Origin of the sequence: Terrilactibacillus laevilacticus, assembly GCF_006517395.1 — a bacterium.
Classification (GTDB): Bacteria; Bacillota; Bacilli; order Bacillales; family Sporolactobacillaceae; genus Terrilactibacillus; species Terrilactibacillus laevilacticus.
Genome location: NZ_VDCY01000005.1, coordinates 77,246 through 90,703 on the forward strand (window position 1 = coordinate 77,246; position 13,458 = coordinate 90,703).

A 13,458-nucleotide genomic window follows, 5' to 3' on the forward strand; every position below is an offset into this window, starting at 1 on the left:
CAGCTTCGCCTTCCGCGACAACTCGATGCTTAATCAAAGAAGGATTATGCTAAGTTGCACTTATACCTTAAAGCAAAAAAAGCCACTTTTTACTATTTCAAAAAATGGCGATTTTTAATGCGTATGGGAAATATTTTATTTTAAACTATCTCTTTCCTGTTTGAAATCTATTGAATATTTAACCTGATGCTTAGTTAACATATAGATCGAAGTAAGGCTAATAACACTTAACCAAAACGTACAATAGCCTATTATCTTCATATTTTCCTTGAGATACGGGTACCAAGGAGCCATACCAAATATGTAATCAATGAAGTCATTATGAAATAGCCAAAGTGAAGCCAAAGCAAATTGCCATTTTTTAAAATTAAAAAACTTAGCGAATAAAACCCCTTCTATAGCCATAAAACCATGTGAGATCATCAGCATGATTTCTGTCGTTTGGATTGGATAACCAAAGTGAGCACTTACCGCGTTCATACCGACTGCCCATAACCCATACTTGACTAAGCTAACCATCGCTAATCCTTCAAATAACAATGAACGCCGATGAAATAGAATAAAAAGGATGGCTATGCAGAAAAAGAGAGTGGCCATCGGACTATCAGGTACAAAGATCAGATATTTATAAGGTGTATCTTTTAATTGAAATTTATACCACCAAAAGCCATAAACGGTTCCTAAACCATTTATTATCAGTAATATAATTAGAAAATATTTCTGTTTCATGAGGTAATAAAGTAATGTCATTCTTATCCCTTTCTAAAAGCACATGAAATATATGACTATATGAGCGATGGATATTTTGCTTTTAGTTCTGCTAAAGCCATTGATAATTCCTCAAATTTCCCTTTATCAAATTGATCTAGCGCCTTATTAATTTCTACGTCTAATTTTCGTTTTTGAAATGAAACTTCTGCTGTTGATAGAATTTGTTCTACATAATCACCGTATCGGTGGTGTATATAAATATCTACATTCGGACTTTCTTCCATAACAGCAAGAAATTCATCTGTTGGTTGATGAGAAGAAAGATTCACTTGGATATAAATCGGCTCTTCTTGATTTAATCGAATATCATGAAAGGCTCTTTCTGGATCGTATGTTCTTACCTTATGTTTAATATACACAAATGGATATGAGGAAGTCCACTTCTCAGACAATATAATTGAACGTGTTAATCCTTGTACATTATCGACAAACCGAAAAATTTTTAACAAGTCGTCTTCATCCATGACATAATTTAATAGCCATACTGTTTCACGGCTTCTTAATTGTCGCCGCTCTATTAACCATTTTAAAAATTTCCGTTTTTTTTCTAAAGAAATTAATTGTTCCAATGGTCTCATCTCCCTCCATTTAATTTTAAAAACGTATTAGTAGATGTATTGACGTGTTTTGACTCCAATTTTAAGCACTTTTCCTAAATATAGTGACTTAATTTTCTTTAAAGTGATATCATGATTTTAATTTGAATAGATTATAGCCTTACCCGCTATGCAGCATCATTACGAGCCAAATGGATAAAATACATAAACCAATACAATTACTTTCTACTCTATTTATTTCACGACAAACGATTAAAAATCCTCTTTAATTCGTTCGACAAATGATTGCAAATTTTGATTTTCTGGATCATATTGTAAAGCTTTTTCTAGGTAGATTAGGGCACGTTGACGGTCTCCTAATTCCCACATCACTTCACCATATTCATTAAGAAATTCGGCATTCTGGGAAAAATGTTCATAGCACGTTTTGTAACATGACTTTGCTTCCTCTAACCGGTCACATTTCATATATGCGGTTGCTAAGTACCAAGTCAACATTGGATCATCTTGTTTATTCTCTTCTAAGATATCAATAATATCTTCAAACTCTTCTAGTTCAACTTTAATTTCGATGTATTTAATGAGAATATCTGTACTTTCCGGATTCAAGCGATAAGCCTTTTTATAATAGGCATCTGCTTTAATCCAATCATGCAACTTCGCCGCGAGATCTCCTGCCTCAGCATATAGTCGTTCATTAAACTCATCTTGTTTTAATCCATCTTCAAGAACTTTAAGAGCTTCATCTGTAGCCCCCTCATGGTCATAGGCTTTCGCTAATAAAGGATAGAGTGTACTGTATTGCGGATCAAGCTTACGCAATTCTTCTAATGCCGATACCACAGTTTGGTATTTATGTAATTGTGATGCTGTCACAGCATAGCCAAATAAACCATCGAGATTCTTATCTTTATCTAAACCTTTCTGATAATATATCATGGCTTGTTCAAAATCCCCGGCTAAACTCAATGCTTCTGCCAATTTTAATGAAATGTTTTCATGCGAGAGAGATTCCGCATTTAAGACTTGTTTGTAATATTCAATGGCCTTTTTAGGCTCTCCAATCGACATATAAAATTCACTCAAAGCAAAACTAATAACAGCTTCATTTGGAGCCATTTTATGTGCAGATAATAATTTTTGCTCAGCGACTTCATCTAATCCTTCCAATTGATATAGATCGGCAAGTAGCAATTGTGCGCTTAAATAATTTTCATCTAATTTATGAATTTTTATCAGTGCATCAATCGCTTTCCCTTCCTCATCTTTATCAATATAAAGTTCAGCCATTTGCAGGAGAATAGTACTGTCATTTGGATACCTTTTTAACAATCGTTGATAAACTGTCTCTGCGTTATCAATCAGTCCGTAGTCCTGATAAATATTGGCTATTTGAAAGGCTGTGGTATCATCAGCTTTTTTTAGGCAATCTTTAAGCAAAGAAAGTCCATCTTCTGTTTGACCCGTATCGATCATATTCATGGCTAGTTGTATGTCATTCATTTTCTTTACACCTCGTATATTAAAGACTTATCGTTTCACTATCCAAACTAATACTAACATCTATATGAATAGAACTGACTTCTCTATTTTTTAGACTTATCATAATCATAATAATGAAGTATGGGATTGACTTCAAGCTATCACACTTTCTATTGAGGCTCTTACGACTAAAGTCACGAGTGTTCTCATTTGGTTCATAAAAAAAAATAGAACCCGGCCTTAACGTGCAGGGTTCTATTTGTTATTCGTAAGAACTAGCTTTGGCTTTGCTTTAATAGGGTTTCAAATGAAGGAAAAGAAACAGAGATCGCTTCAGCTTCTTCAACGATGACGGGTTCTGTTGATAACTGTCCTGCTATAGCCAGCGTCATCCCAATCCGATGGTCTCCGTAACTATGAACATGTCCACCTTTTAAAGGTTTACTTGGATGTCCATGTATAAGCATCCCATCATCTGTCCCTCGGATATCTGCCCCTAGTTTACTTAATTCACCTACGGTTGTATCAATTCGATTTGTTTCTTTTACTTTTAATTCTTCGGCATCTTTGATCACGGTTTCTCCGTCTGCCTGTGTCGCTAATAAAGCGATAATTGGGATTTCATCAATTAATTGCGGTATTAAGTCGCCACTTATCGTTGTTCCTTTTAATTTCGAATAGCGAACAGTGATATCCGCAACAGGCTCATTATTCCACTCCCGCTCGTTCGAAAGGGTAATGTCCGCTCCCATATCTTCTAATACTTTTAAGAGTCCAATTCTTGTAGGATTCACACCGACTGATTGGATCGTTAATTCACTTCCTGGTGTAATGAGACCCCCCACAATAAAGAAGGCAGCTGATGAAATATCACCGGGTACTTGGATGGCGGTGCCCGTCAAGTTTTGAGGACCTTTAACCGCATATGTTGTCCCTTCTACCTCAATATGGCCTCCAAATGCTTTCAACATTCTTTCCGTATGATCACGTGATTTTGCGGGCTCAATAAGTTTAGTTACTCCATTGGTCTGCATCGCAGCCAGAATGATCGCACTTTTAATCTGAGCACTTGCAACAGGTAAAGTGTATTCCGTTGGGTGTAAAGGTTGTCCAACCACCGTGATAGGGACATATCGATTATTTTTTCGTCCATGGAGCCGCCCGCCCATTTGCTCTAATGGTTTAATTATTCGATCCATCGGACGTCGATGGATCGAGTCATCACCAATAAAAACACTATAGAAAGATCTTGCTGATAAGAGACCCATTAATAAACGAATCGTCGTTCCTGAATTACCTACGTCTAAGATTCGTTCAGATTCTTTTAATCCATCAAATCCATTTCCATGAATCGTAATGGTATCACCGTCATCTTGAATGTCTACTCCCAGCTGCTTAAAACAAGCTAACGTACAAAGACAATCATTACCTCTTAATAATCCTTTTATGACTGTCGTTCCGTTTGCAATAGCGCCAAAAATGAGCGACCTATGAGAAATGGATTTATCCCCAGGAACTGTTATAGTCCCTTTTAAAGCTCTGTGATTACCAAAAAAACTTATATCTACCATATATATCACCTAATCATTTAAGTATGTTGTGTAATTATTTTTTTTCAAAATGGCCATAGCTTTCTCACGATCTTGCTCTGATTCAAAAGATAGACGCATGATACCTTGAATATTTTCTCTTCCTTCAATGATGTTCAAATTTGTCAAATTTATTCCCGCTTCACCGATTAATCCCGATACTTTAGAGATCGTGTAAGGCTCATCAGGAACATCAACATACAAATCATAATCCGACATAATGGCTCCTTTTTGCTTAACGGGAAAACCATCTCGATATTGTTTGGCGTCGAGGAAAAATGTATTGATAGCTGTTGTCTCGTTATTAATAAGCATTTGTCTAATTTCTGACATATCTTGTTGCCATCTATCCAGAAGGTCAAGTATGACATCTCGATTATCTGACACAATATCTCGCCACATGGTGGGATCAGATGAAGCAATTCGAGTGATATCTCGAAATCCTCCAGCTGCATAAGCTCTCAAATTCATCCCCTGCTCTGAAAAGTCCTTTAAGTGATTGACTAAAGCAGATGCAATAACGTGAGGGAAATGACTGATAATACCAACGACTTTATCATGCTCATCTGCAGAGAAACAAATAAATTTAGCTTTAGTCCCTTTTAGCCATTCTATTAATCGCTGACTATTGACTTTTTTTCTATCCGTATCTTCCACGATAAAATAGTACGCATTCTCAAATAAATAAGGTCTAGACGCACCAACCCCTGATTTATGTGAGCCTGCCATAGGGTGTCCACCAATAAATGTGGCCTTTCCTTTTAAATGCTTCTTGGCCAGTTCCATAATTTTTCGTTTTGTACTGCCTACATCGGTGATTAAAACATTTTCTTTCAAATCAAGATGACTGAGTTCATGGATAAGGGTTAGAATACCATTAACTGGAGCGGCGAGGACGATGAGATCCGCCTTCGCAGCGCTTTTTTCCAGAGAATCTGAAGCCTCATCAACAATTCCCAACTTCAATGCTTCATCACAAGCTCCTTGATTTTTATCGAATCCAATGATATGTACATGATGTGCAGATCGTATGGCTTGGGCAATCGATCCACCAATAAGACCAAGCCCTGCAATTAAGACTGTTTTCTTCGTAGTTGACATATTAATCTGTATCCTTATATTTTTAGTTGATTATGTAAGAAATGATTATTTAAAAAACAAAGTCCTGATTGGCAACAATACACATCACAAGTTATGTGATGTGTATTTGCCAAAAATTAAATAACAGCTTTATCTTTGTTAAATAATTGTTTTTGTAGTGTGTGATACATGTCACCTAATGCTTCCTTGCGTTTTTGGTCATCCTTTAATTCATCTAATTCATCTATATGCTTTTCAATTTCACGAACAATGGCACTTCCGACTATCACACCATCACAATGATCTTGAAGGGCTTCAACATGCTTAGATGAAGAAACACCAAAGCCAACAGCAATAGGAATCGGTGACAGCTCACGCACACGTTTCAGAAAAGGATAAACATCTGGATGAAAAGTTTGACGTACTCCGGTAACACCAAGAGAAGATACACAGTAAATAAACCCTTGTGCCTGATCAACAATCTGTTTTAAACGTTTATCAGAAGTTGTTGGGGCTACTAATTGTATAAGTGGTATGTTTTCCTTCGTACATAAACTTCTTAAATCACCACTTTCTTCAAATGGCAAGTCAGGAACAAGTAAGCCATCAACATCACATTCATGCGCTAATTCCATAAACCGTTCTTCCCCTAATTGTAACAGAACATTATAGTAAGTAAATATGATAATGGGAATTTTCAATCCTTTTTCCCGCATTTTTTTAGCTAAAAACATTGCTTTTTTCAGTGTCATCCCTTGTTTAAGGGCACGCAAAGATGCTTTTTGAATGACAGGTCCATCAGCTGCAGGGTCTGAAAATGGGATACCAAGTTCCAGTGCTGATGCACCCATTTTTTGCATCATAAGAGCTATATCAACGGTGGCATTCTCAGAAGGATCACCGGCTGTAATAAAAGGGATAAAAAGAGAACCTTGATTTTCCCTCATATACTGATTAAATCGATTCATGAATAGCCCCTTCTTTCTCCAAATATTGCATCACGGTATGAACGTCTTTATCTCCTCTACCAGAAAGACAGACTAATAGAGTTTGACTAGGGTCCATCGTTTTTGCTTGTTCAATAGCTAAAGCAAAAGCATGGGCACTCTCAAGCGCAGGGAGGATCCCTTCTTTTTTACAAAGTAGTCCAAGTGCTTCCATCGCCTGTTTATCTGTTATAGCTCGATAAGTCACGCGTCCACTTTTTGATAAGTGAGCGTGTTCTGGTCCAATCCCTGGATAATCTAACCCTGCTGAGATCGAATAAGGTTCAATGATTTGACCATTTTCATCTTGAATAAGATAGGTTCTTGCACCATGCAGGACGCCTTCGGTACCTTTGGTTAAAGTCGCCGCATGCTCCTCCGTATCAATACCTTTACCCGCTGCTTCAGCACCGAATAAAGCCACATCATCCTCTAAGAAAGGATAGAACATTCCCATCGCATTGCTGCCGCCGCCAACACAAGCAACAACGGCATCAGGAAGTTTTCCCGTTTTTTCAATAAATTGCTCTTTTGATTCATCACCGATCACCCGTTGAAAATCTCTGACCATCATCGGATAAGGGTGAGGTCCTACAACAGAGCCAACGATATAGAAGGTATCTTCAACATTTGCCGCCCAATACCTAAAAGCTTCATTTGTGGCGTCTTTTAATGTTTTATTACCACTTTCTACAGGGATAACCTCTGCCCCTAAAAGTCTCATTCGAAAGACATTTAGCGCTTGTCTTTCAACATCTAGTGCTCCCATAAAAACTTTGCAAGAGAGACCAAAATAAGCCGCTACTGTTGCAACAGCAACACCATGTTGACCTGCCCCAGTTTCTGCAATGACTTTATTCTTTCCCATACGAACAGCAAGTAACGCTTGACCGATGGCATTATTTATCTTGTGAGCCCCTGTATGATTAAGATCCTCACGTTTTAAATAAATTTTGGCCCCGCCCACTTGTTCTGTCACTCGTTTTAAATAAGTTACCGGTGTGGGACGACCTGAATATTCTTTTAACAAGGAATGATACTCAGAAAGAAACGCTTGATCTTTTGAGGCATCTTCGTAGGCCTTTTCAAGTTCCTCACAAGCAAACATGAGGGTTTCTGGTACGTATCTTCCACCAAAAGAACCGTATCTTCCCTTTTTAATTGGCTGTTTCGTTGTCTCTTGTTCTATCATGATTGCAGCACCTTCTCTTCAATTTGTTGAATTAGAGTTATATCTTTTTGATTAGCTGTTTCGATTCCTGACGCTAAGTCGATACCATCCGGATCATAATCTAATAGATGAGCAAGATTTTTAGGATTAATGCCTCCAGCTATCAAACAAGGAACTTTTTGACGCTTAGCTTCCTCAAGATAAAGCGGGGTATAGGACCATTCAAATGAAAGGCCCGTTCCACCCCATGCCGTTGCTGTTTTTTTATCGATAACATAACCATCTGCTATCCCTTTGTATTTGCGCATCCTATCTAAAGAATCTGGAGCATGATGAATCACTTTCCACACTCTTTTTTTGGTATCCTCTTTTACCTTTAATAAGAATTCAGGTGTTTCGGTTCCATGACACTGAATGACATCTAATGGAACTTTTTCTAAAACCTCCATGATTTCGCCCATGGATGGATTAACAAATACGCCTACCCAAGTTTTTGCCGATGCATTTTCTAGTTTTGGAAGCCAACCCGCCAATTGCTCAGGTGCAACATAGCGTTTGCTTTTTTGAGTGAAAATTAATCCAATATGTGTGGCTTGACTATTTAATGATAATTGTAAGTCTTGAAAAGAACGGTTTCCACAAAATTTTATTATCATATTAAACCAACCCAAATAATTGATTGATTCCATCGGTTGGTGTTTTAGCTCTAATTAAAGCTTCACCAACGAGACAACCATTAACACCGAGGTCTTTTAGAAATTCAATGTTCTCATGTGTATGCACGCCTGATTCACTTACTAAAACAAGATCTTTTGGAACCATACTCACTAGCTTCCTCGTTGTTTCAAGTGTTGTTTCAAAGGTTTTTAGATTTCGGTTATTAATTCCTAAAACTGAAGGTTTGAAAGTCGTCAGAACTTGATCGAGTTCTTTTTCGTTGTGCACTTCAACAAGCGATTCGAGACCTAATTCTTCTGCATAGAGATACAAATCAAGCAGTTTTTTTGGCTCTAGTGCAGCTGCAATAAGGAGAATTGCATCCGCTCCAATTCGATTACTTTCTTCGACTTGACGATGATCAATAATGAAATCTTTTCGAAGTATAGGAATCTTAACTTGTTCACGTACCTTTACTAAATTTTCAATTGATCCTTGAAAATACGTTTGATCCGTTAAAACTGAAATACAATCTGCTCCTGCTAAAGCATATTCTTTACCAATGGCTGCTGGGTCAATTGTTTCTCTAAATATCCCTTTGGATGGTGATGCTTTTTTTACTTCAGCAATTAATCCAATCGAATGATTAGGATGTGTTAACGCATATTTAAACGAATATCGTTTTCGTTCGGAGTAATCCAATTCTGTCATTTGAAATTCGGCGAGTTCTTCTTTCTTCGTTCCCAAAATTTTTTCAAGCAAGACGTTCTACCTCCACATGACTTCTTAATTTTTCTAATTGTTCAAGAGCCATTCCTTGATTGATGGCTTTTCGTGCTTGGTGAACGCCTTCCTCAATGGTTGATACTTTACCATAGGTGAATAAACCTGCCCCTGCATTTAAGCATACAATATCGGTTGCACTTTGATTTCCTTTACCTTTAAAAATATCTTCGATAAGAACCGCACTTTCTTGGCTGTTTGATACTTTTAAGTCATTAAAGGATCCACGTTCTAATCCGACGTCCTCGGGTTGAAGTTTAAATTCTTTGACTTTATTTCCTTCAACGAGAACCATATTTGTTCTTCCACAAATGGATATTTCATCAAGTCCATCTTCTCCATTAACTAATAAAGCACGTTTTGTCCCAAGGCGTGAGAGAGCGTGTGCCATTTTCAAAGCTGACTCATAGTTAAATACACCCAATAACTGTCTAGAACTGTTTGCAGGATTGGCTAAAGGACCTAATATATTAAAAACGGTTCTAAAACCTAGTTCCTTTCTTGGCCCTGCAGCATGTTTCATAGACGCATGAAATAGTGGAGCAAAAAGAAAACACATATTTTTATCATCAAGAGCTTTGACGGCCTCTTCTGGCGTTGATTGAATTGAAATTCCGAGTGTTTCTAAAACATCTGCACTTCCGCTTTTTGAAGAAAAAGACCGGTTGCCATGTTTAGCTACATTTACACCTAGAGAAGATAGGACAATCGCCACAGCAGTGGAAATATTAAACGTAGAAGCATTATCTCCACCAGTCCCACATGTATCCATGACCTCGTCATGATAAGAAAATGTTTTGGCATGTGCCCTCATGGCACGTGCAAAACCAGTAACTTCTTCAATCGTTTCGCCACGGAAACGAAGAATAGAAAGAAAACTGGCTATTTGAGTTGGAAGAACTTCACCAGACATAATTTGATCCATCATGTACACTGCTTCGTCTTCCGTTAATTTATGTCCATTTAATAATTCGGATAATTTTGATTCAAACATTATGATTCCTCCTCAATTTTCACACGATGTTATTTTAGTTATTTAATAATCTATAAATTTTATGACTTAAAATAACTACGCCATCGGTGATATGATTCGGAACGCTTAGGATATAAGTTATTGAACATCTTTGCACCCCTCCAAATTTGAGGAATGGGCGTCTGATGAGGATGAAGAAAATAGGGGGATTTTTAGTTAATAATGGATTAATAAATTAATAAACACTTTCATTTTTGTTTTCATTAACCCTAAGCTCTTCTCTGCTCAAGCACACTCATTCTCGTCTAATCTCTACTCAGCTATTTTCTGATGCCCTACGGCTTCTGAAAAGTTAATACTATAATAAACAAATTCCATTAGTCTGTCAATTTAATTAATCTTGTGTTCTATCTACAATTCTTACATTTCCCCATATACATCTTAAATCTGTTTTTACACACTTTTAGTAAATTATCTCAATTTTAATAGCCATAAATTGAAAGCCCCAATTAAAAAAAAGTCAAAAACCGAGTTTATCTACTCTATCCAATATATCGGTAAAGCTATAAAAAAGCTAGCATACCAAAATATGCCAGCCGTAGATTTATTAAAAGTTTAAAAGATGTTTTTTGTAAGCTTCAAAAGAGGCTATTTTTTCCTCTAAATAATCACCTGCAAATTTGTCTGAGACTGCCTTTGCAATTTCAAGAGCTACGACATGTTCACAGACGACACTTGCAGCTGGAACAGCACAACTATCGGAACGCTCAATGCTTGCGCTGAAAGGTTCCTTGGTGTTTATGTCAACACTTTGAAGTGGTTTATATAGAGTTGGAATAGGTTTCATAACGCCTCTAACCACGATTGGCATACCTGTTGTCATGCCACCTTCAAATCCTCCCAAACGATTGGTTCTTCGCGTGTATCCTTCTTCTTCATTCCATAAAATTTCATCGTGGACTTCACTTCCCGGACGGTTGGCCGCGTCAAACCCAATCCCGAATTCAACCCCCTTAAAAGCGTTGATACTAAGGACAGACATCGCAATTTTAGCATCTAATTTTCGATCGTAATGAGCAAAACTGCCAAGTCCCGCAGGAACATTATTCACGATAACTTCTACGACTCCCCCAATGGAATCGCCATTTTTTTTCGCTTCATCTATGACGTTAATCATTTTTTCTTCAGCTTTTTTGTCTAAACAGCGAACAGGTGAATTTTCCGTGCGCTCCTTAAGTTCTTCAATTGATTCAGGCACAGTTTCCGTGTCAACTACTCCTCCAATATTGATCACACGACCAGCCACATCAATCCCAAAATGAGAGAGAAACTGTTTTGCAATGGCACCAATTGCAACACGCATCGCTGTTTCCCTTGCAGATGATCGTTCTAAAACATTACGCATGTCTCTATGATTGTATTTTAATCCACCATTTAAATCTGCATGACCAGGTCTTGGCTTTGTAACCTGCTTTTTCACTTCATCTGGATTTTCTATGGGATCTGAAGTCATAATGGATGTCCAGTTTTTCCAGTCTCTATTTTCAATGACCAATGTTACAGGGGCACCCGTTGTTTTTCCATGTCTAACACCAGAAACAATTTGGACTTGGTCCGTCTCAATAACCATGCGGCGTCCGCGCCCATGCCCCCCTTGTCTCCTTTTTAATTCTGCATTGATTAAGGATTTATCAATGGGAAGTTGTGATGGGAGCCCTTCAATAATGGCTGTCAATTGTGGGCCATGTGATTCTCCTGCTGTTAAAATTCTCAATTTTTATCTCTCCTCAATTTTTTTGATAAAAAAATGTTTTAACTTGATGTTCGGCACATCACATCATATGAACTCTTCTCAATTTTTTGATAAAAAAATGTTTTAACGGGTTTTAAATTAAAATTCTCAGAATGAAAAATTTGTTCTGTACTACCAACGAACAACAATCCATTTGGTTTTAGAGCTTGACCAAACTTTTGATAGATCATTTGTTTGGCATCTTCTTTAAAGTAAATGAGAACATTTCGACAAACAATAAGATCAAAAGAATCCGGTGCGGGATCAGATAGCAAATTGTGTTGTTGAAACGTAATTAACGGGCGATATTTGTCTTTAACCGTATAGATTAACCCATTTTTATCAAAGAACATGGTTTTTTCCTGATCTGTTAGATTGTTTAATGTCCTCTCAATATAGTTGCCTTCTTTAGCCTTCCGAAGAACTTTGAGGTCAATATCTGTGGCTGTAATATGAATGCCCTCTAACGGGAGATAGCGAGATAGTAAGGTTGCTAAAGAAAACGGTTCTTCACCGGTGGAACAAGCTGCGCTCCAAACCTTTATTTCTTGTTTATCACGAAACTGCTCTTTTATAAATTGTTCCAAAACATCCCATCTTGGTCGATTACGATAAAATTCAGTCACATTAATGGTCACGCGGTCAAGACATTCTTCATAAAGTGGTTTTGACTTAAGTATGGCATGATAAAATTCTTGAAATGTTTGAATATTTCGTTTGAGCCTTAATGTCGTTAATCTTCTTTTCATTTGCTCTTCTTTATATAGTGAGAGGTCAATACCCGTTAAATTATGAAAATGCATTATAAACCATTGGTAATCATCCACCACTCGTAATAAGCACCTCTCTTCCATATCACACATAGGTAAATGAAACGAGTGTTAACTATGTACGATAACCAGTCCTGTGGCATCTAGATTTCGGTTCTAAGTATTAAACTGATATCTTTGCTTATAAAAATTTTGAGAGATCGTATAAAAAACCAGCCAATGAACGGCTGGTTTTAAATCCATTGGTCAACCGCTTTCTCATACTTAATGATTTCAGATGAGTTAAAGAACAAGTGGATTTCTCTTTCAGCACTCTCGAGTGAATCTGAACCGTGAATCAAATTCCGACTCATAAATGAACTGTAATCGGAACGTATCGTGCCAGGGGCGGCTTCAAGTGGATTTGTAGCTCCCATAATCTTACGTGATAAACGAATGACATCTCTGCCTTCCCATACCATAGCAAATACAGGGCCAGATGTTATGAATTGAACAAGATCTTCAAAAAAAGGTTTACCTTGATGTTCAGCATAATGTTGTTCAGCAAGTGAGCGTGAGATTTGCATGAATTTTGCGCCAACTAATTTAAACCCTTTTTCTTCAAAACGATGAACAATGGCTCCAATAAGCTGTCTTTGAACCCCATCGGGTTTCACCATAAGAAATGTTTTTTCCATTACCCTTATCTCCTTTGTTCACCATATTCGTTTTGAATTCACTACGTTATGTCGTTTCGGGCTGGACACTTTCTATCAAAATAAATATGGTGTTTGTAGTTTATCAAATTTCAGTTAATTCGACAATTCTTTATTTATTCATAAATGATAAAATAGTCAAGCGAATGCCA

Annotated in this window: 13 protein-coding genes; all 13 read right to left on the minus strand. The window is 37.2% G+C overall.

Features of this window, described 5'->3' with window-relative positions; translation table 11 throughout:
* Nucleotides 1–135: 135 nt before the first annotated feature.
* Complete coding sequence (locus FG390_RS08110; protein WP_141190547.1) at nt 136–750, minus strand: DUF1405 domain-containing protein; 615 nt, start codon at nt 748–750, stop codon at nt 136–138.
* 35 nt (nt 751–785) lie between these two features.
* On the minus strand, nt 786–1,340 hold the full coding sequence (locus FG390_RS08115; RefSeq protein ID WP_181406433.1) for a YpiB family protein: 555 nt from the start codon (nt 1,338–1,340) through the stop codon (nt 786–788).
* Between the two features lie 240 nt (nt 1,341–1,580).
* Entirely contained in the window at nt 1,581–2,831 is a 1,251-nt protein-coding gene (locus FG390_RS08120; RefSeq protein WP_141190549.1) for a tetratricopeptide repeat protein, read from the minus strand.
* Between the two features lie 254 nt (nt 2,832–3,085).
* Entirely contained in the window at nt 3,086–4,381 is a 1,296-nt protein-coding gene (aroA, locus tag FG390_RS08125) for a 3-phosphoshikimate 1-carboxyvinyltransferase (RefSeq protein ID WP_141190550.1), read from the minus strand.
* Between the two features lie 9 nt (nt 4,382–4,390).
* Complete coding sequence (locus tag FG390_RS08130) at nt 4,391–5,500, minus strand: prephenate dehydrogenase (protein ID WP_141190551.1); 1,110 nt, start codon at nt 5,498–5,500, stop codon at nt 4,391–4,393.
* A 116-nt stretch (nt 5,501–5,616) separates the two neighbouring features.
* On the minus strand, nt 5,617–6,447 hold the full coding sequence (trpA, locus tag FG390_RS08135; protein WP_141190552.1) for a tryptophan synthase subunit alpha: 831 nt from the start codon (nt 6,445–6,447) through the stop codon (nt 5,617–5,619).
* Nucleotides 6,434–7,657, minus strand: coding sequence for a tryptophan synthase subunit beta (gene trpB / locus FG390_RS08140; protein WP_141190553.1), 1,224 nt, complete (start codon nt 7,655–7,657; stop codon nt 6,434–6,436). Before trpB ends, trpA begins: the two co-directional genes overlap by 14 nt.
* On the minus strand, nt 7,654–8,292 hold the full coding sequence (locus FG390_RS08145; RefSeq protein WP_141190554.1) for a phosphoribosylanthranilate isomerase: 639 nt from the start codon (nt 8,290–8,292) through the stop codon (nt 7,654–7,656). Before FG390_RS08145 ends, trpB begins: the two co-directional genes overlap by 4 nt.
* A 1-nt stretch (nt 8,293) precedes the next feature.
* The gene (gene trpC, locus FG390_RS08150; protein WP_141190555.1) at nt 8,294–9,055 is read right to left on the minus strand and encodes an indole-3-glycerol phosphate synthase TrpC; all 762 of its coding nucleotides are present in this window, start codon (nt 9,053–9,055) and stop codon (nt 8,294–8,296) included.
* A complete protein-coding gene (gene trpD / locus FG390_RS08155) occupies nt 9,048–10,070 on the minus strand; it encodes an anthranilate phosphoribosyltransferase (protein WP_141190556.1) in 1,023 nt (340 codons plus the stop codon). The genes trpC and trpD overlap by 8 nt, the downstream gene beginning before the upstream one ends.
* Before the next feature lie 586 nt (nt 10,071–10,656).
* Complete coding sequence (gene aroC / locus FG390_RS08160; protein WP_141190557.1) at nt 10,657–11,823, minus strand: chorismate synthase; 1,167 nt, start codon at nt 11,821–11,823, stop codon at nt 10,657–10,659.
* 38 nt (nt 11,824–11,861) lie between these two features.
* On the minus strand, nt 11,862–12,668 hold the full coding sequence (locus FG390_RS08165) for a CheR family methyltransferase (protein WP_141190643.1): 807 nt from the start codon (nt 12,666–12,668) through the stop codon (nt 11,862–11,864).
* A gap of 176 nt (nt 12,669–12,844) precedes the next feature.
* Nucleotides 12,845–13,288, minus strand: a complete 444-nt coding sequence (gene ndk, locus FG390_RS08170; RefSeq protein ID WP_141190558.1) for a nucleoside-diphosphate kinase — start codon at nt 13,286–13,288, stop codon at nt 12,845–12,847.
* Nucleotides 13,289–13,458: the final 170 nt, after the last annotated feature.